Genomic DNA, 19,389 nt, shown 5'->3' with positions numbered 1-19,389 from the left:
GGCGCCACGGACCCCGAATCCCTCGGGATCGCGCCTTCGAGCGAACGCAAGCGGTTGATGTAAGCCACGTTACAGCGTTCCAGTGGCAGGCTATCCGGCCTGCCGCTTTATGCACTGGCAACGAAGGAGAAGCTGTATGCAAGTCAACATCAGTGGACACCAACTGGAAGTGACCCAACCTCTGCGTTCCTACATCGAGGAAAAACTCCAACGACTGGAGCGACATTTCGACAAGATCACCAACGTGCAAGTCACGATGTGTGTCGAAAAGCTGAAGCAGAAAATCGAAGCCACCTTGCATATTCCCGGCAGCGAAGTGGTCGCCAACGCAGAAGATACTGATATGTATGCTGCGATCGACTCACTGACCGACAAGCTGGATCGCCAACTCAAAAAGCATAAGGAAAAGACCCAGAGCCTCCTCCAGGGCGCGACCGGTCGATAACCCCCCATTCCATGATCCGACTTGAAAGTATCCTGACCCCCGGCCGTTCCCTCGTGAACGTGCCGGGCGGCAGTAAAAAGAAAGCCCTCGAACAAATTGCCAACCTGATCGCCCGCGAAGTGCCGGATCTGGAGATGCAAGATGTCTTCGAGGCTCTGATTGCCCGTGAAAAACTCGGCTCGACCGGTTTTGGCAACGGCATCGCCATTCCCCATTGCCGCCTGAAAGGTTGTGTAACGCCAATCAGCGCGTTGATGCACCTTCAAGCCCCTATCGATTTCGACGCCATCGACGGCGCGCCGGTTGACCTGCTGTTTGTTCTGCTGGTCCCGGAAGCCGCCACCGATGCGCACCTGGAATTACTGCGCCAGATCGCCAGCATGCTGGATCGCAAGGATGTGCGCGATAAACTGCGCAGCGCTCCGAGCAACGAAGCCTTGTACCAGGTCGTACTGGACGAGCAAAACGGGCAGTAATCATGCGTTTGATCATCGTCAGTGGCCGTTCCGGCTCGGGTAAAAGCACCGCACTGGATGTCCTTGAGGACAACGGTTACTACTGCATCGACAACTTGCCGGCGGGTTTGCTGCCGGAACTGGCCGAACGCGCGCTGATTCACACCGAACTGGCGCAACCGCTGGTCGCCGTGTCGATTGATGCGCGCAACTTGCCGAGCCATTTATCACGCTTTCCCGAATTGCTCGAAGTCGTCCGTAGCCGGCACATTCAATGCGATGTGTTGTACCTGGATGCCGACGAGGAAACCCTGCTCAAGCGTTTCTCGGAAACCCGCCGCCGCCACCCGCTGAGCAATGCCAACCGCTCGCTGGCCGAGGCCATCCACGATGAAACCGCCCTGCTCGGTCCGATCGCCGATCTGGCTGATCTGAAGATCAATACCACCAATCTGAACCTGTACCAGTTGCGCGACACGATCAAGCTGCGCCTGCTGAATCAGCCGGAGCCGGGTACGGCGTATCTGGTTGAGTCATTCGGCTTCAAGCGCGGTATGCCGGTGGATGCCGATCTGGTGTTTGATGTGCGCTGCCTGCCCAACCCGTACTGGAAGCCGGAACTGCGCGCGCAATCAGGGCTCGATGCGCCGGTGGCCGAGTATCTGGCGGCACAACCTGACGTCGAAGAAATGTTTCAGGACATCTTCACCTACCTGCACAAATGGCTGCCGCGTTTCGCAGCGAGCAACCGCGCCTACGTCACGATTGCCATTGGCTGCACCGGCGGGCATCACCGCTCCGTCTACCTGACCGAACGTCTGGGTCAGGCCCTGCAGAAAACCCTGAAGAACGTCCAGGTTCGCCACCGCGACCTCACTTAAAGGATTCACACCGCGATGCCTGCTCTGGAAATCGAAATCATCAACAAACTGGGCCTGCATGCCCGCGCATCGGCCAAGTTCGTTGGCGTGGCCGGGCAGTATCCGGATTGCACGATCAGAGTGGGTCGCACACCAGAGACCACGGTTGATGGCAAAAGCATCATGGCGATGATGATGCTGGCGGCTGGCAAGGGCACCAAGATCTATCTGAGTACTGAAGGCGAGAAAGATCAGGAAGCGCTGGATGCGCTGGTGGCGTTGATCAACAACTACTTCGATGAAGGTGGCTGAGAGCAAAAGTCAAAAGATCGCAGCCTTCGGCAGCTCCTACATTGGAAGGGGCAATTACGGTTACCCGCGGCGCACATAATCCCTGTAGGAGCTACCGCAGGCTGCGATCTTTTGATCTTCAACCCAACGCCGTATCCATCACCATCATCAAACAAAACCCGCTCAACAAACCAAGACTGGCCAGTTTGTCATGACCATTGCGTCGCGACTCGGGGATCACTTCGTGGGTCACCACCAGCAGCATCGCCCCCGCCGCCAGCGCCAACCCTAACGGCAACAACACCTGCGCAAGACTGACCAACCACGCGCACAACAGCGCAAACACCGGTTCGACCAGTCCAGACGCCGCCCCGATCAAAAACGCTTTGACCCGCGACATCCCCGCCCCGGCCAATACCAACGCAATCACCAGACCTTCCGGCACATCCTGCAAAGCGATGCCCATGGCCAGGCTGTCCGCGTCCGGCATGCCGCCACCGGCAGACACACCGACGGCCATGCCTTCAGGGATGTTATGGGCAATGATGGCGAACACGAACAACCAGATCCGTGGCGGAATCACTGGGCGATCGACAGTGCCGACGAGCATTTCCGGCGACGCGCCTGAGACTTTGAGATCAACCAGATACAACCCGAACGCACCGAGCATGATGCCAAAACAGATCAGGCCACTGGCGCCCCACGGCGTCAGGCCCAGGCTTTCAGCAGCGGCGATGCCCGGCACGATCAGCGAAAACGCGGTCGCCGCCAGCATCACCCCGGCACCAAATCCCAGCAACGTATCGCTCAGTGCTTGGGGCATGCGCCGAATCACCAGCACCGGCACCGCGCCAAGCGCCGTGCCGAGCGCGCAGATCGCACCGCCCTGCAACGCCCGTAATAGCCTCGGTTCCAGATTCAGCCATGCCAGCCCGTGGGCAACCAGCAAGGTCATGCCCGCCAACAGCAATAGCGATCCCACTGCGTAACGAAACATACGCCCACTTCCGATCGCCAGTGTTTCAGTGCCCATAGTCAGCCTTGGATTGTTTTTATAGATGACTTAAACCAGTGCGGCCTGATAGCGCGCAGCAACTTCCGGCCAATTGATCACGTTGTAGAACGCGTTGATGTATTCCGGGCGACGGTTCTGATAGCGCAGGTAGTAGGCGTGTTCCCAGACGTCGAGACCGAGAATCGGCGTGTTGCCGTTCATCAACGGGCTGTCCTGGTTGCCGCTGCTTTCCACGATCAGTTTTTTCTCCGGGGTCACGCTGAGCCAGGCCCAGCCGCTACCGAAACGGGTCAGTGCGGCTTTAGTGAAGGCTTCCTTGAAACTGTCGAGGCCACCCAATTGCTCATCAATCGCCTTGGCCAGCGCGCCATCCGGTTTACCGCCACCGCTTGGCACCATCACTTCCCAGAACAGCGAGTGGTTGGCGTGACCGCCGCCCTGATTGATCACCGCCGCGCGAAGTTTTTCCGGCAGATCCTTAACGCTGGCGACCAGTTTTTCCACCGGCCACTCGGCGTATTCAGTGCCTTCTACCGCGGCGTTGAGGTTGTTGATGTAAGTCTGGTGATGTTTGGTGTAGTGAATCTCCATGGTCTGCGCATCGATATGCGGTTCCAAGGCATCGTAGGCGTAAGGCAAAGCGGGCAAGGTAAAAGCCATTTCAATGGACTCCATGGTGATGTGGGGCAGGCGCGCGGCGCGCATTGCCGGTATCCGGATGCAGCAGGCGTTGAGTGCGCGGGTACTCGCCGTGTTCGCTGATGAAATTCAGTAGCTCGACGTAGGTTTTGCTGCTCTGGCGCAGCGCCGCTTCACGCAATGCCAGGCGCTGGCGTTCGTCCTGCATGGTTTGCAACAGCCGTTGATGGATGGCGCAGAGGTATTCGGCGCTCTCCTCCGGCTGATTCAGGCGCAGGTGCAAATCCGCGAGGTTGTGGTGCGAGATGACGCAAGCCGCCACCGCTTCGTCGGCGTCCGCCCAGCGTTCGAACAACACTTGCGCCAGGGCCAGGGCTTGCAGGTAAGCCTCACGGGCGTCGATCAGTTCGCCCAGCATGAAGCAGCGATTGGCCCGTTCGATCGTGCGTTTCCAGTGCTCCATGGTGAGCCTCCAAAGCGGTTGCGGGGTTTACACGCCGCCGGCGGTGAGTTTCTCGGGATTGAGTAACTCTTCCAGTTGGCTGCGTGACAGATCGGTGTGTTCCAGGGCGACGTCGATCACCGGGCGGCCTTCTTTGTAGGCCTGCTTGGCGATTTCGGCGGCTTTCTGGTAACCGATGATCGGGTTGAGTGCGGTGACCAGAATAGGGTTGCGCGACAACGCTTCTTTCAAGCGCGATTCGTTGACCTTGAAGCTGGCGATGGCTTTGTCGCCGAGCAGGCGGCTGGAATTGGCCAGCAATTCGATGCTGCTCAACAGGTTCTGCGCGATGATCGGCAGCATCACGTTCAATTCGAAGTTGCCCGACTGGCCGGCGATGGTTATCACCGAATCGTTGCCGATCACTTGTGCGGCAACCATGGCGGTGGCTTCCGGAATCACCGGATTGACCTTGCCCGGCATGATCGACGAGCCCGGTTGCAGGGCTTCCAGCTCGATTTCACCAAGGCCGGCGAGCGGGCCGGAGTTCATCCAGCGCAGGTCGTTGGCGATTTTCATCAGCGACACAGCGATGGCTTTGAGTTGGCCGGAGACGGCGACGGCGGTGTCTTGCGAACCGATCAACGCGAACAAGTCTTTGCCCGGGGTGAATTGCACGTCGGTCAATTGGCTCAACTGACGGCTGAAACGCGCGGCGAACTCAGGATGTGCGTTGATCCCGGTGCCGACCGCTGTGCCGCCCTGCGCCAGCGATTGCAGGCTCGGCAACAGATCCTGCAGATGAGCGATGTTGGCCTTGAGCTGCTGCGCCCAGCCGTTGAGCACCTGGCTCATGCGTACCGGCATCGCGTCCATCAAATGCGTGCGACCGGTTTTAACGTGGTGATGCACTTGCCCGGCTTTGTGTTCGATCACTTGCACCAGGTGCAGCAGCGCTGGCAGCAGTTGTTCGTGCAGAGCCAGCGCGGCGCTGACGTGGATGGTGGTCGGGATGATGTCGTTGCTGCTCTGGCCGCAGTTGACGTGATCGTTGGCGTTGACCGGCTCGCCGAGCAGGCGACTGGCCAGGGTGGCGATCACTTCATTGGCGTTCATGTTCGAGCTGGTGCCGGAGCCGGTCTGGAAAATATCCACCGGAAAATGCTGCATGAAATCGCCTTCAAGCAAACCTTGGGCGGCGTCGCTGATGGCTTTGCCTTGAGCGGCGCTGATCTGGTTCAACTCAACGTTGGCGCGGGCGGCGGCGGCTTTGGCGAGGATCAGCGCGCGAATGAATTGCGTCGGCATCGGTTTGCCGCTGATCGGGAAGTTATCCACTGCGCGCTGGGTCTGCGCGCCGTAGAGAGCGTCCACCGGCACCTGCAGTTCGCCCATGCTGTCGCGCTCAATACGTGTCTTGGTCATCTGAAAATCCTTGCACCAGTTCAATAAGAGGAATCGAGGGAAGCAGTTCGCAGGTGGCGAGCTGCCAGGTGTAGCGTTGCCAGCGCTTGAGACGGCATTTGCACAGCGACAGGCGCTCCATTTCACGCAACGGGCGCCAGGCTTGATCGAGACAGAGGCTGCGCCAGTGCCACGGCAACGCGATGTCCATGGCGGTGTCGAGCAGCAAACGGAAGGAGGTTTCGGCGACCGTCCAGGGTGAGGTCGCGGTGCAACAAGACAGGTACCGGCCTTCGGCGAGGTAGTGTTCGATCAGGCGCGGTTCGTCAGGATCCATCGCGCAACGGATCTGGCGACTCATCCATCGCCAGCTTTCGAGGTACGGCTGCTCGTGCAAGGCAGAACTCATGATCCGGGGCCCATCCGATAATGAGATTTATTATTAGATGATAATGAGAACCAAAACAAGAGGATGCTTTTCTGTAGGAGCAGAGCTTGCTCGCGAAAGCGTCGGCTCAGCCAATATTGATGTCGACTGACATGCCGCCTTCGCGAGCAAGCTCTGCTCCTACAAGGGCTTTGTTGCAGGCATGAAAAAGGCGCGCCATCCGGGTGGATGGCGCGCCTTTTTTGTAACGGTTGCGGTTTAGCTGCCCGCGACGGTCATCCGTTCGATCAACACCGAACCCGTGCGAATGTTGCTGCGCAGTTCCAGGTCGTTACCGACCGCGACGATCTGCTTGAACATGTCACGCATGTTGCCGGCGATGGTCACTTCCTGCACCGCGAACTGGATTTCGCCGTTCTCGACCCAGAAACCCGCCGCGCCGCGCGAATAGTCGCCGGTGACCATGTTCAAGCCATGTCCCATCAATTCGGTGACCAACAGCCCACGGCCCATACGCTTCAACAGCGCCGCCTGGTCTTCGTCACCATGGGTGACGAACAGGTTGTGCACGCCGCCGGCGTTAGCGGTGCTCGGCATGCCGAGTTTGCGCCCGGAATACGTGCCGAGGATGTACGAGACCAATTCGCCCTTTTCGACGAACGGTTTGGCGTACGTCGCCAGACCATCGCCGTCATAGGCCGAACTGCCCATGGCGCGCATCAGGTGTGGACGCTCATCGATGGTCAGCCATTCCGGGAACAGCTTCTGCCCCAGCGTGCCTTCGAGGAACGACGATTTGCGATACAGGCTGCCGCCGGAAATCGCCGAGAGGAAACTGCCGAACAAGCCACCGGCCAGTTCGGCGGAGAACAGCACCGGCACTTCACAGGTTGGCACCGGACGCGCGCCCAAACGGCTCGCCGCCCGTTGCGCAGCGCGCTGACCAATGCTCACCGGATCCGCCAGCAAACTGCCCTGACGGCTGACGTCATACCAATAATCGCGCTGCATCTGGCCGTCGGCCTCAGCGATCATCACGCAGCTCAGGCTGTGTCGGGTCGACGCGTAACCACCAATAAAACCGTGGCTGTTGCCGTAAACGCGGCAGCCTTGGTGGGTGCTGAGGGTGGTGCCATCGGCATTTTTGATCCGCGCATCGGCATCGAACGCCGCCGCTTCGCAGATCAACGCCTTCTCGATCGCTTGCTCCGGGGTGATGTCCCATTCGTGGAACAGGTCGAAATCCTTCAGATCCTTGGCCATCAGCGCGGCATCGGCCAGGCCAGAGGCTTCGTCTTCAGAGGTGTGCTTGGCAATCGCCAGCGCCGCCGCGACGGTTTCGCGAATCGCTTCAGGCCCGGTGGCTGACGTGCTGGCCGAGCCTTTGCGCTGACCGACGTACAGGGTGATGCCAAACCCCTGATCGCGGTTGAATTCGACTGTTTCGACTTCGCGCTGACGCACGGACGTGGACAGGCCTTGCTCCAGCGACACCGCGACTTCACAGGCACTGGCGCCCTGACGTTTGGCTTCGGCGATGATCTGCTCGACCTGTTCCTGCAGTGCCGGCAATGCCTGCGGGCCGACGCTTTCAACTGCACTCATGCTCATCTCCACTCAAATTCTGCTTTCGGCTGGGGCCATCGAGCGACCGGGCCGGACACGCGGCCCCCGACTGGTTATCATGGCGGCGTTTCTTTGCGGACTGCCACCATGGTTGATTCTTACGACGACTCCCTCGATACGGGAGAAAAAAGCAAATCTCAGGTCAAACGCGAGCTGCATGCTCTGGTTGACCTTGGCGAGCGCCTTACAACACTCAAGCCTGACTTGATCGCAAAACTGCCACTGACCGACGCCATGCGCCGGGCCTTGGCCGATGCGCCCAAGCACACCGCGAATATCGCGCGGAAACGGCATTTGCAGTTCATCGGCAAACTGATGCGCGACCAGGACACTGACGCGATTCTGACCTTGCTCGATCAACTCGATGCCTCCACTCGCCAATACAACGAGCGTTTCCATAACCTGGAACGCTGGCGCGATCGCCTGATCGCGGGCGACGATGCCGTGCTGGAAAAATTCGTCGTCGAGTACCCGGACGCCGATCGCCAGCAATTGCGTTCCCTGATCCGTCAGGCTCAGCACGAGGTTGCGCAAAACAAACCTCCTGCTTCCAGCCGCAAGATCTTCAAGTACATCCGTGAGCTGGACGAGACTCAACGCGGCCTGCGTTGATCTCATCCCTGTAGGAGCTGCCGAAGGCTCGGGCCGCGATCGGACGATCTTTTGATCTTTAAAAACAAAGATCGCAGCCTGCGGCAGCTCCTACACACGTTTCTTATGCGCCCGTGCCACCGACGGTGATCGCATCGATTTTCAGCGTCGGCTGACCCACGCCCACCGGCACCGACTGCCCATCCTTGCCGCACGTCCCCACACCGCTGTCCAGCGCCAGATCGTTACCGACCATCGACACCCGGCTCATCGCCTCAGGGCCGTTGCCGATCAACGTCGCGCCTTTGACCGGCGCGGTGATCTTGCCGTCTTCGATCAGGTACGCCTCGCTGGTGGAGAACACAAACTTGCCGCTGGTGATGTCGACCTGACCGCCGCCGAGGTTGGCGCAGTAGATGCCCTTCTTCACCGACGCGATGATTTCCGCCGGATCGCTTTCGCCACCGAGCATGTAGGTGTTGGTCATACGCGGCATCGGCAGGTGTGCGTAGGATTCACGACGACCGTTACCGGTACGGGCCACGCCCATCAGACGCGCATTGAGCTTGTCCTGCATGTAACCCTTGAGCACGCCGTTTTCGATCAGCGTGGTGCACTCGGTCGGCGTGCCTTCGTCGTCGACACTCAACGAACCGCGACGGCCGCTCAAGGTGCCGTCATCGACGATGGTGCAAAGCTTCGAGGCAACCATTTCGCCCATGCGCCCGCTGTAAGCCGAACTGCCCTTGCGGTTGAAATCGCCTTCCAGACCGTGGCCGACGGCTTCGTGCAACAGCACGCCAGACCAACCCGAACCCAACACCACCGGAAAAGTACCGGCCGGCGCAGGGATCGCTTCCAGATTCACCAGCGCCTGACGCAACGCTTCACGGGCATAGCCCATGGCGCGGTCTTCGGCGAGGAAATAACGGTAGTCGGTACGCCCGCCGCCGCCATGTCCGCCGCGCTCGCGACGACCATTCTGCTCAACGATCACGCTGACGTTGAAACGCACCAGCGGGCGCACGTCGGCCGCCAGACCACCGTCGGTGGACGCCACCAGAATCCGTTCCCAGACACCGGCCATGCTCACGCTGACTTGCTGGATACGCGGGTCGAGCGCGCGGGTCGCGACATCGATGCTCTTGAGCAACTCGACTTTCTCGGCGCGGCTCAACACTTCCAGCGGGTTATCCGGCGCGTACAACTGGGCGACGTCTTGGCTGGTGAACGCCTGCACCGTGCCGTTTTGCCCGGCACGGGAGATCGAACGTGCCGCGCGAGCCGCTGCGCCGAGGGCTTCGAGAGTGATCGCGTTGCTGTAGGCGAAACCGGTTTTCTCACCGGATTGCGCGCGCACGCCAACGCCCTGATCGAGGTTGAAGCTGCCTTCCTTGACGATGCCATCTTCCAGCGCCCAGGACTCGGAGATCTGTCCCTGGAAATACAGGTCGGCGGCATCGATGCCCGGGCCGGCCAGATCGCCGAGTACGCCTTGCAGGCTCTCGATGGTCACGCCGCCCGGTGCCAACAGGTGATCACTGACTGAGGACAACAACTCGCTCATAGGTTTACGCCTTAAATTCATGTTCTGAAGCAGGTCGCTGTGCGCCCTGCGAGAAAAACCGCCGATGACGGGTCACCGGCATCCGCGCCCTGATGGACGCTTGTTCACTGCTATCGCGTTCGGCCAACAACACCGCTTCGCCTTGATCCTGTTGCGCCAGCACGCGGCCCCACGGGTCGACAATCGCCGCATGGCCAAACGTTTCGCGCGGCCCCGGATGGGTTCCGCCCTGCGCTGCCGCCAACACATAACACTGGGTTTCGATGGCCCGCGCGCGAATCAGTACGTCCCAATGCGCTGCGCCGGTCACCGCGGTAAATGCCGACGGTGCGGTAATCAATTCAGCACCGGCCGCGCGCAATTCGCTGTACAGCTCCGGGAAGCGCAGGTCGTAACAAACGGTCAGACCCAATTTGCCCACCGGCGTGTCCGCCACCACCACACCACTGCCATAAGCATAGTCATCGGATTCGCGGTAACGGCCGCGATTGTCGGCGACATCGACATCGAACAGGTGCAGCTTGTCATAGCGTGCAACGATTTCGCCGTGTTCGTTGACCAGCAGCGAACAGGCATTGGCCTTCGCCGTCGGTTGATCCACCGGCGGCAACGGCAATGTGCCGGCCACTATCCATAACTTGAGGTCGCGGGCGGTCTGTTTCAACCATGGCAGGATCGGGCCGTCGCCCAATGCCTCGGCGCGGCCGATATCAGCGACGTCGCGACGGCCCATAGCGGCGAAGTTTTCCGGCAGCACCGCAAGCTTCGCGCCCCCGGCGGCAGCCTGTTCGAGCAGGCGCCGGGCCTGAGCCAGATTGGCCAGCACGTCACTCTGGCTGACCATTTGAATCACCGCAAAAGACATGGCCACTCCTGAACATCAACGGACCTGTAGGAGCTGCCGCAGGCTGCGATCTTTTGATCTGGCTGTTAAAAACAAAATCAAAAGATCGCAGCCTTCGGCAGCTCCTACGCGGGTGATAGGATCATGCTACTCAAAAAGGCTTGTCGAAAGTGATTTTCGGCTCTTTCCATGGGCCTTTGACGGTGTATTTGACGCTGGCGAAACGCGCCACCTGGTCGCCGATCAGCTTGTCGATCAGGAACAAAGCACCGCCAATCGCCGGGGCACCGACGATCAGCGCGGCAATCGGCAGGTTGTTGGTCACCGGCAAGGTCACCATCAACTTGGCGTCTACCTGTTCGGCGACCATGTCCAGTTTGCCGTTGAGCTCGATATTGCTCGACGGCCCGGTCAGGCGAATCGGCTCCTTGGTGTCGTAAACACCGTTGGTCGCCACCAACAGGCCTTTGACCCGGTCGTAGCTCAGGCCTTTGCCGAACAGGTCGGAGAAGTCCAGGCGCAAGCGACGACCAATCGAGTTGAAGTTGAGCAGACCGAACACGCGCAACGCCTGCGCGCCGCCCTCCACTTCAACGAACTGACCTTTGTTCAGCGAGGCATCGAGGGTACCGGAGAAGCGCTTGGTCGCCAGCCATGCCGGCGAGCCCGGCCAGCGGCCATCGACGTCCATGTGGAAATCTTCGCTGGTCACGCTCGGCGCATAACCCCAGCCCTTGAGCACATCGGCGAGGTTCTTGCCGCTGATCCGCCCTTTGAACCAGCTGTTGCTCGAGCCCGCCGCGCCTTCCCAGCCGCCGTTGCCCTGCAAGAGGATGCCTTTGAGGCCCATGTCGAGGCTGTTCAGGGCAATGCCTTTGGCAGTCGGGCGGATTTTCAGCGACCAGCCACCGACCAGATCCTTGCCCTGGAACAATTGATTGATGGTGATATCCAGCGCGGGAATCTTCGTCGGATCGACCGAGGCCAAAGGATCGGGGGCGTTCTCGTCGGTCTGCACATTCGGATCCGCCGCCGGCAGCTTCACGTATTGCATGTTGACCGCAATCGGCACGCCCTTGGCGTCGGGCAGGCTGGCGGTGCCTTTAGCCTGCTGACTGTCGAGGGCCAACGCCCACGCGCCAGGTTTGCGATTGAGCTGCACCGACGCCTGATCCAGCGTGGTGCCGAACGCCGTCAGCTTGCCGACTTTGATATCCGCGCTGTTGAGCAATTTGTTGGCGCTGCCGCCCGGATCCTGCCCGGCGTACTTGTTGACCAGATCCTGCCACGGCGCGACGTCCAGCTCCGACAGCACACCGCGGATGCGCAAGCCCTTGGCGCCCGGCAACACCGCCTCGCCCGCCCCGAGGAACAACTCACCGCGACCGTCAGCAAAACCGCTCGATGGCGCGGCATAGGTGAAATTGGCCAGTTGATCGTAATTGACCCAATAACGCCGCTCCGGCCCTTGCAAGGTCATGCGGAACACCGTGTCGCGCCCGACATCAGCGGCCATGCCGAACGGTGCCGGCAGATCCACCGCCACGCCCTTGAGGTTGGAGCTGACCATTAATTGGCTGTCGGCGCCGTCCAGATTCAATTGCAGTTGATACGGAATCGTCCCGGACACCGGCAACGGTTGCGTCACCGCCAACCAGTCGGTGAGCTTTTTGACTTCGACCTGCCCGGTCGCCGCAACACGCGTTTTCAGCTTGCCCGGACTGCCGTCGGCAAAAATCTGCGCGGTCACCGGTTTGTCGAAGGCCCGTGCGCTGATGTTCTGCCCGCTGAGGCCTTTGGCGCTGTCGAAGCGGAAATCACCCTTGAGTTGGCTCAGCTCCAGCTTCGGCTCGGCGAGTTTCAACTTCGCATTGGCGGTTTTGAAATCGACGAGAATTTTCGGCTCCTCGCCTTTGCCCAGCGGCACGTCGAGTTTGAGCTTGCCACGAAGATCCCCTGAGCCTTCCCAACCGGCGAAGGTTTCGCCCGTGCCGATCGGCGCATCCTGCAGAATCTTCAAGCCATCGCCAAGACCACCGGCGAACGCGCCATCCAGCAGCAAGTGCGAGTTCTGCCCGGACGGCACATGCGGAATATTGACCGAGACATCGCTGACCTGGGTGTCGAGCAACTGACCCTTTTTCGCCAGAATGCGTACGCCGCTGTCCTCGATAAACACATCACCGCTGACCTTGCTGACGTGCGGCCAGCCCGGCTGGAATGCGAGTTCGGCGTCATGCACCTTGAAGAACAGACTGATGCTGCGATCGGCTTCTTTGGCGTCCTTGCTCAGCGAGCCCTGATACTGGAAGAAACCTTCGTCCACCGCGCCTTTGAGGATCGCCGTGCGCAGCCATTCGTCGAGCGCCGGGCTCAAGACTTCTGGCAGGTACTTGGCGGTGTAGCGACCGTCGCCGTCGACCAGACCGACGCGCAAGTCCATGTAGTCTTCCTGGCTGTGATCGAAATGCAGGCGGATCAGGAAGTCGCCGGCAATCTTGCCCTCTTCGCCGAGCACCTTGAGGTACGGCGCGATCAGGGTGAAACCGTCTTTATCGAGTTTCCAGGTCAGGCGCGCATTGGCCTGAATGTATTGCCACGGCTTGGCAAAAATCGGATCGAGGTGCAGGACAAAATCCTTGCTGTCCATGCGCAGTTCGCCGCCGTCGAGGTTGCCGCTGAGGCTGCCGCTGACATTTCGTGCAGCCGGAGCGCCGTGATAGGCATCGAAGCCGACCTTGTCGAGGTTGGCGGCGAAGCTGAACTTGGTGCCGTCAGTGGCCGCCGGACGGAAATCCAGCAGCACGTTGCGCAGGCCACCGGTTACTTTCAGGTGATCGACCACTTCGGCGAAACCTTTGGGTAACGGCCCGAGCGCGTTGAGCAGTGGCGTGATCGGCGTCAGATCCAGACGATCAGCCTGCAGATGCCAGAGCTCTTCCACTTTGTCGGTGGCGCGGGTCTGTTGCAGTTGGACGCGGGATTCCCAGCGGGTTTCGCCGAAATTCATTGCCAGCGAATCAAACGTCACCGCCGCGCCGTCGCCACCGTCGCGGTAGTACGCGTTGATGGCGAGGTTGTTGATCTGGATAGGCTTGCGCTCGCCATAGGCGCCGGTGACTTGCGGCGCGTTCAAGCGAACAGAGGCGCTTTGCAGCGTGCCCTTGGCCCAATCGATCCAGACCTCACCACCAGCCTTGATCTCGGAGAAATTCCATTGTTGGGTCAGGCGTTCGGGCAACCATTTCGCCCAATCGCTTTGCGGCAGACTGGCGTAGCCCTCGACCGTGCTGTCCTGCCATTGCTCCGGACGCAGGCGCGTGCGCAGGTTGATCGCCACAGGCTGGCCGTCCGGCAGAGTCAAACGGGCATCGAGACGTTGGCGACTGGCGCCGGTTTTCAGGTTGAGGCCGACATAAGTGAGGGTCATCGGCGCGTGATCCTGCGGCTGCAGGGTCACTTGGCTGTCGAGCACCGAGAGTTGCTGAATCATTTGCGAACGATTGAACAACTGCTGCGCATCCAGCGGTTGATCGTTCTGCACCGGCAGACCTTCCAGCGCCCAACTGCCGTCCTCGGCTTCCTTGAGGCTGACCTTCAGGCCATTGAGTTCCAGATGGGCAATGCGCACTTCGCGCGCCAACAGGCTGGCCCAGAGATCAGGCACGGCGCGTACTTGATCCAGACGCAACGCATTGGCGCCGCTGCCGACCATCACATCGCGTGCCAGCAGGATCGGGGCGAAGCCGCTCCAGTTACCTTCCAGCTCGCCGATCTGCAACGGCATGCCAAGGGCGGCGCTGGCCTTGTCTTCGATGTCAGTGCGGTATTCGGCGACCAGCGGGGTCAGCTCGCGGCCGAGGCTGACGTACAACGCCATCAACACCAGAACCAACGCGCACAGGCCCAGCCCCCAACGGGTGAGTGCGGCCAGAATGCGTGTCAGACGCTCCATGTCAGATGGCTCCCATGGCAATAAAACTGCGAAAAGCTGAGGCCAGCCGCGGTAGAAAAAATGTGACGCAGGGGATCAGAGCAGCACCACGTCGTATTGTTCCTGGGAATACATGGTTTCCACCTGGAAACGAATGGTGCGACCGATAAACCCTTCAAGTTCGGCGACGTTACCCGATTCTTCATCGAGCAGTCGATCAACCACTTTCTGGTTCGCCAGTACGCGATAACCCTCGGCCTGATAGGCACGGGCCTCACGCAGAATCTCGCGGAAAATCTCGTAACAGATGGTTTCCGGAGTCTTCAATTTGCCACGGCCCTGGCAACTGCTGCACGGCTCGCACAGCACTTGTTCAAGACTTTCGCGGGTGCGCTTGCGGGTCATCTGCACCAGGCCCAACTCGGTGATGCCGATGATGTTGGTCTTGGCGTGATCGCGCTCCAGCTGTTTCTCCAGCGTGCGCAGCACCTGACGCTGGTGCTCTTCATCTTCCATGTCGATGAAGTCGATGATGATGATCCCCCCCAGATTGCGCAGGCGCATCTGCCGGGCAATCGCGGTGGCGGCTTCGAGGTTGGTCTTGAAAATGGTTTCTTCGAGGTTGCGATGACCGACGAACGCGCCAGTGTTGACGTCAATGGTGGTCATGGCTTCCGCCGGATCGATCACCAGATAGCCGCCGGATTTCAACGGGACTTTGCGCTCAAGGGCGCGCTGGATTTCGTCTTCAACGCCATACAGATCGAAAATCGGCCGCTCGCCCGGGTAATGTTCCAGACGATCGGCGATCTCCGGCATCAGCTCGGCGACGAACTGCGTGGTTTTCTGGAAGGTTTCCCGCGAGTCGATGCGGATCTTCTCGATCTTCGGGCTGACCAGATCACGCAGCGTGCGCAAGGCCAGACCGAGGTCTTCGTAGATCACGCTCGGCGCGCCGATGGTTTTGATTTGTTCGTTGATCTGATCCCACAAACGGCGCAGATAACGAATGTCCATGAGGATTTCTTCAGCGCCGGCACCTTCGGCCGCGGTGCGCAGAATGAAGCCGCCCGCCTCCTGAATGCCTTCTTTGGCCACACAATCGCTGACCACCTTTTTCAGGCGTTCGCGCTCGGCTTCGTCTTCGATTTTCAGGGAAATGCCGACGTGAGCGGTGCGCGGCATGTACACCAGATAGCGCGACGGGATCGACAGTTGTGTGGTCAGGCGGGCGCCTTTAGAGCCGATCGGGTCTTTGGTGACTTGCACCACCAGGCTCTGGCCTTCGTGCACCAGCGCGCTGATGCTTTCAACGGAGGAGCCTTCGCGCAGGGAGATTTCCGAGGCATGAATGAACGCGGCGCGATCCAGACCGATGTCGACGAATGCCGCCTGCATGCCCGGCAGTACCCGGACGATCTTGCCTTTATAGATGTTGCCGACGATCCCGCGTTTTTGCGTGCGCTCGACATGGACTTCTTGCAGCACACCGTTTTCGACCACCGCCACGCGCGACTCCATCGGCGTGATGTTGATCAGAATCTCTTCACTCATGGCAGGATCTCGTTCAGACATTTTCACAATAATGGCCGCATCTGGTTTCGTACGACGCTCATTGCGCGCTTAGGTTTTGCCAACAGGGTATGCCGAAATGGCCCAGCAGTTCTGCGGTTTCGCAAACAGGCAACCCGACCACCGCCGAGTAACTGCCATTGAGCCCGGCGACAAACACTGCGCCGAGGCCCTGAATGCCATAGCCACCGGCCTTGTCCCGGGGTTCACCGCAGGCCCAGTAGGCCGCGGCTTCTTCACGACTGATCGGGCGGAACCGCACCAGACTGCGCACCACGCGCGACTCGCAACGCTCGTCGTCGAGCACGGCGATTGACGTCAGCACTTCATGCTCCTTGCCGGACAACATCATCAGCATGGCGCATGCGTCGGCTTCGTCCACCGGTTTGCCGAGAATTTTACCGTCGAGCACCACAGCGGTATCCGCGCCCAGCACACAATGCTGTTCGGCGGACACAAGCGTGCGTCGCCCGGCCTCGGCTTTGCCGCGCGCCAGACGCTCGACGTAGGCCGAAGGGGATTCGTTGGTTAAAGGGGTTTCATCGATGTCCGCGCTGATGGCGGTGAACGGCACGCCGATCTGCGTGAGCAATTCACGCCGACGCGGCGAACCTGAGGCAAGGTAAAGCGACTTCATCACGACATCTCCCTGTTTAGTGCCCTGCCTCACAAATACTCTTCCCTGTTGGCGGCGTCACCGGTGCGGGCACATGCCTGATCGACTCAATTGATCTTGTAGCGGCGGCGCAATCCACGCAGAGCGAAGCTGATCCACGGCCAGAGCAAGGCGCTGACCAGTGCCGGCAATACCAGCGCCAGCGTCGGTTGACGGTTGCCGGTCAACGCGCTGAGCCACAGCTGCACGAGCTGGGCGAGGCCGAAGATCACCAGAATCACCAGGCACTGCTGCCACATCGGGAACATGCGCAAGCGCTGTTGCAACGAGAGGACAAGGAAAGTAATCAGCGTCAGGATCAAGGCGTTCTGCCCCAGCAGCGTGCCATAGAGCACGTCTTCGGCCAGGCCCAGACAAAACGCGGTGACCATCCCGACCGTCTGCGGCATGTACAGCGCCCAGAATGTCAGGAGCAGCGCCAGCCACAGCGGGCGGAGGATTTCCATGAATTGCGGCAACGGCGAAACACTGAGCAGCAGGCCGATGGCAAAGGTCAGCCAGACGATCCAGCCGTTACGCGAGGCAGTCGCTCCGACCATTATTCTTGTCTCCCGGTGGTGGCGGGCGCAGTCACCGGCGGTTTCGCCGCTGGCCGTGCAGCCGGCTGAGCGGCCGGAGGTTTACTGGCGGCGGGCGGTTTAGACGCCGCTGGCGGTTTGCTCGCAGCCGGCTTGGCCGGTGTCGCAGCGGCAGCGGCCGGTGCGGCGGGCGTTGCTGCTGGAGTCGCCGCAGCGGCGGCAGGTGGCGTGACGGTTTTCGGCACAGTGGCCGGAATCACCGGGCCACCGCCCTGCGCGTCGAGATTTTCCTGGGCTTGCGCGGCGTCATTGGCGCGCTCTTCCGGCGTGCGGGTGTCGCTGAACACCAGCAGCATGTAGCGGCTGCGATTCAGTGCTGCCGTCGGCACAGCGCGGACGATGGCGAAGGGCTGACCGGAATCGTGGATCACTTCCTTGACCGTCGCCACCGGGTAACCGGCCGGGAAACGCTGGCCGAGACCGGAGCTGACCAGCAGATCGCCTTCTTTGATGTCGGCGGTGTCGGCAACGTGGCGCAATTCCAGACGTTCCGGGTTACCGGTGCCGCTGGCAATCGCACGCAGACCGTTACGGTTCACCTGCACAGGAATGCTGTGAGTGGTGTCGGTCAACAGCAATACACGTGAGGTATACGGCATCAACTCGACCACCTGGCCCATCAAGCCGCGCGCATCGAGCACCGGTTGACCGAGCACCACGCCATCGCGCTCACCTTTATTGATGATGATGCGATGGGTGAAGGGATTGGGATCCATGCCGATCAACTCGGCCACTTCGACCTTTTCGTTGACCAGTGCGGAAGAATTCAGCAACTCGCGCAGCCGAACGTTCTGCTCGGTGAGGGCGGCAAGCTTTTGCATGCGACCCTGCAGCAGCAGGTTTTCGGTTTTGAGTTTTTCATTTTCGGCGACAAGCTCGGTACGGCTGCCGAATTGACTGGCCACGCCTTCCCATAAACGTCCGGGCAGGTCAGTGATCCAGTAGGCATCCATCAGCACCAGCGACATCTGGCTGCGTGCAGGCTTGAGCAGACTGAAGCGGGCATCGACGACCATCAGCGCGACCGACAGCACGGCCAGCACCAACAGGCGCACACCCAACGAAGGGCCTTTGGCGAAAAGCGGTTTAATAAGCCGCTCCTCCCAGGCAAATGTTCTGTTTATTCATACGGCATCAAACCGGCCTGGATGAAGACTGACAGAAGATAAACGCCAACAGGCAGCACTGCAAAGTGCTGCCTGCGCGCGCTCACCCACGTATTGCAACCCAGCACTTATTCGCTGGAGAGCAGATCCATGGTGTGCTTATCCATCATTTCCAATGCACGGCCACCGCCGCGAGCAACACAGGTCAGCGGATCTTCGGCAACGATCACCGGCAGACCGGTTTCCTGCGCCAGCAACTTGTCGAGGTCACGCAGCAATGCGCCACCACCGGTCAGCACCAGGCCACGCTCGGCGATGTCGGAAGCCAGTTCCGGCGGCGATTGCTCCAGCGCGCTTTTCACGGCCTGAACGATGGTTGCCAGGGACTCTTGCAGAGCTTCCAGCACTTCGTTGGAGTTCAGGGTGAATGCGCGTGGAACGCCTTCGGCCAGGTTGCGACCGCGAACATCGACTTCGCGAACTTCGCCGCCCGGATAGGCAGTACCGATTTCCTGTTTGATACGCTCAGCGGTGGATTCACCGATCAGGCTGCCGTAGTTACGGCGCACGTAGGTGATGATCGCTTCGTCGAAGCGGTCGCCGCCAACGCGTACGGATTCGGCATAGACCACACCGTTCAGGGAGATCAGTGCGATTTCAGTGGTACCACCACCGATATCCACGACCATCGAACCGCGCGCTTCTTCGACCGGCAGGCCGGCACCGATCGCAGCGGCCATTGGCTCTTCGATCAGGAATACTTCACGGGCACCGGCACCAAGGGCCGATTCACGGATGGCGCGACGCTCAACCTGGGTGGATTTGCATGGAACGCAGATCAGCACACGAGGGCTAGGCTGCAGAAAGCTGTTTTCGTGAACTTTGTTAATAAAGTATTGCAGCATCTTTTCGCAGACGCTGAAGTCGGCGATCACGCCGTCTATCATCGGACGAAT

Annotated in this window: 19 protein-coding genes; 5 read left to right on the top strand and 14 right to left on the bottom strand. The window is 60.3% G+C overall.

All coding sequences use genetic code 11. The features are described 5' to 3' along the window. The first annotated feature begins 136 nt into the window (after nt 1-136). Genes hpf through ACIP1X_RS23485 form a run of 4 tightly spaced genes read left to right on the top strand, consistent with a single transcriptional unit; the run spans nt 137 to nt 2,072 of the window. Nucleotides 137-445: a ribosome hibernation-promoting factor, HPF/YfiA family gene (gene hpf / locus ACIP1X_RS23500; RefSeq protein WP_007912419.1), complete on the top strand. Its 309-nt coding sequence runs from the start codon at nt 137-139 to the stop codon at nt 443-445. Nucleotides 446-456: 11 nt separating this feature from the next. Next, nucleotides 457-921, top strand: a complete 465-nt coding sequence (ptsN, locus tag ACIP1X_RS23495; protein ID WP_053117095.1) for a PTS IIA-like nitrogen regulatory protein PtsN — start codon at nt 457-459, stop codon at nt 919-921. 2 nt (nt 922-923) lie between these two features. Continuing rightward, complete coding sequence (rapZ, locus tag ACIP1X_RS23490; RefSeq protein ID WP_400755363.1) at nt 924-1,781, top strand: RNase adapter RapZ; 858 nt, start codon at nt 924-926, stop codon at nt 1,779-1,781. Between the two features lie 15 nt (nt 1,782-1,796). Continuing rightward, on the top strand, nt 1,797-2,072 hold the full coding sequence (locus ACIP1X_RS23485; protein WP_186624820.1) for an HPr family phosphocarrier protein: 276 nt from the start codon (nt 1,797-1,799) through the stop codon (nt 2,070-2,072). A gap of 118 nt (nt 2,073-2,190) precedes the next feature. Here ACIP1X_RS23485 and ACIP1X_RS23480 read toward each other — a convergent pair whose 3' ends face one another. The 6 genes from ACIP1X_RS23480 to pmbA all read right to left on the bottom strand — a co-directional run bounded on the left by ACIP1X_RS23480 (nt 2,191) and on the right by pmbA (nt 7,544). After that, the gene (locus tag ACIP1X_RS23480; RefSeq protein WP_053117093.1) at nt 2,191-3,084 is read right to left on the bottom strand and encodes a ZIP family metal transporter; all 894 of its coding nucleotides are present in this window, start codon (nt 3,082-3,084) and stop codon (nt 2,191-2,193) included. Nucleotides 3,085-3,114: 30 nt separating this feature from the next. Continuing rightward, entirely contained in the window at nt 3,115-3,726 is a 612-nt protein-coding gene (locus ACIP1X_RS23475) for a superoxide dismutase (RefSeq protein WP_053117092.1), read from the bottom strand. 1 nt (nt 3,727) lies between these two features. Further along, entirely contained in the window at nt 3,728-4,168 is a 441-nt protein-coding gene (locus tag ACIP1X_RS23470) for a hypothetical protein (RefSeq protein ID WP_016984162.1), read from the bottom strand. A gap of 27 nt (nt 4,169-4,195) precedes the next feature. After that, nucleotides 4,196-5,572, bottom strand: a complete 1,377-nt coding sequence (locus ACIP1X_RS23465; RefSeq protein ID WP_400755361.1) for a class II fumarate hydratase — start codon at nt 5,570-5,572, stop codon at nt 4,196-4,198. Then, entirely contained in the window at nt 5,553-5,960 is a 408-nt protein-coding gene (locus ACIP1X_RS23460; protein WP_400755360.1) for a FagA protein, read from the bottom strand. Before ACIP1X_RS23460 ends, ACIP1X_RS23465 begins: the two co-directional genes overlap by 20 nt. 237 nt (nt 5,961-6,197) lie before the next feature. Next, nucleotides 6,198-7,544, bottom strand: coding sequence for a metalloprotease PmbA (pmbA, locus tag ACIP1X_RS23455; RefSeq protein ID WP_053117090.1), 1,347 nt, complete (start codon nt 7,542-7,544; stop codon nt 6,198-6,200). 108 nt (nt 7,545-7,652) lie between these two features. On the opposite strand from pmbA, the gene yjgA reads away from it, so the two are divergent. Beyond that, on the top strand, nt 7,653-8,177 hold the full coding sequence (gene yjgA, locus ACIP1X_RS23450; RefSeq protein WP_007915377.1) for a ribosome biogenesis factor YjgA: 525 nt from the start codon (nt 7,653-7,655) through the stop codon (nt 8,175-8,177). A 103-nt stretch (nt 8,178-8,280) separates the two neighbouring features. Here yjgA and tldD read toward each other — a convergent pair whose 3' ends face one another. From tldD to mreB, 8 genes are all read right to left on the bottom strand, one after another. Then, nucleotides 8,281-9,723 (bottom strand): metalloprotease TldD, encoded by a 1,443-nt coding sequence (gene tldD / locus ACIP1X_RS23445; protein ID WP_008085093.1) that lies wholly within the window; start codon nt 9,721-9,723, stop codon nt 8,281-8,283. A 4-nt stretch (nt 9,724-9,727) separates the two neighbouring features. Next, on the bottom strand, nt 9,728-10,588 hold the full coding sequence (locus tag ACIP1X_RS23440) for a carbon-nitrogen hydrolase family protein (RefSeq protein ID WP_212549719.1): 861 nt from the start codon (nt 10,586-10,588) through the stop codon (nt 9,728-9,730). 130 nt (nt 10,589-10,718) lie between these two features. Beyond that, complete coding sequence (locus tag ACIP1X_RS23435) at nt 10,719-14,522, bottom strand: YhdP family protein (protein ID WP_400755358.1); 3,804 nt, start codon at nt 14,520-14,522, stop codon at nt 10,719-10,721. A 75-nt stretch (nt 14,523-14,597) separates the two neighbouring features. Further along, nucleotides 14,598-16,055 carry a ribonuclease G gene (gene rng, locus ACIP1X_RS23430; RefSeq protein WP_053117087.1) on the bottom strand — a complete coding sequence of 486 codons (1,458 nt, stop codon included), beginning with the start codon at nt 16,053-16,055 and terminating at the stop codon, nt 14,598-14,600. 58 nt (nt 16,056-16,113) lie between these two features. Further along, complete coding sequence (locus ACIP1X_RS23425) at nt 16,114-16,710, bottom strand: Maf family protein (RefSeq protein ID WP_400755356.1); 597 nt, start codon at nt 16,708-16,710, stop codon at nt 16,114-16,116. An 86-nt stretch (nt 16,711-16,796) separates the two neighbouring features. Next, nucleotides 16,797-17,288 (bottom strand): rod shape-determining protein MreD, encoded by a 492-nt coding sequence (gene mreD / locus ACIP1X_RS23420; RefSeq protein WP_053117085.1) that lies wholly within the window; start codon nt 17,286-17,288, stop codon nt 16,797-16,799. Then, on the bottom strand, nt 17,288-18,418 hold the full coding sequence (gene mreC, locus ACIP1X_RS23415) for a rod shape-determining protein MreC (RefSeq protein WP_082341383.1): 1,131 nt from the start codon (nt 18,416-18,418) through the stop codon (nt 17,288-17,290). The genes mreD and mreC overlap by 1 nt, the downstream gene beginning before the upstream one ends. A gap of 143 nt (nt 18,419-18,561) precedes the next feature. Further along, a partial coding sequence (mreB, locus tag ACIP1X_RS23410; RefSeq protein WP_400755354.1) for a rod shape-determining protein MreB occupies nt 18,562-19,389 on the bottom strand: 828 nt, incomplete at its 5' end.

Origin of the sequence: Pseudomonas sp. NPDC088885, from assembly GCF_044750025.1 — a bacterium.
In the GTDB taxonomy this organism is placed as follows: domain Bacteria; phylum Pseudomonadota; class Gammaproteobacteria; order Pseudomonadales; family Pseudomonadaceae; genus Aquipseudomonas; species Aquipseudomonas rustica.
The sequence above is the reverse complement of the archived record's forward strand: the minus strand, read 5'-3'. Positions and strand labels throughout refer to the sequence as shown.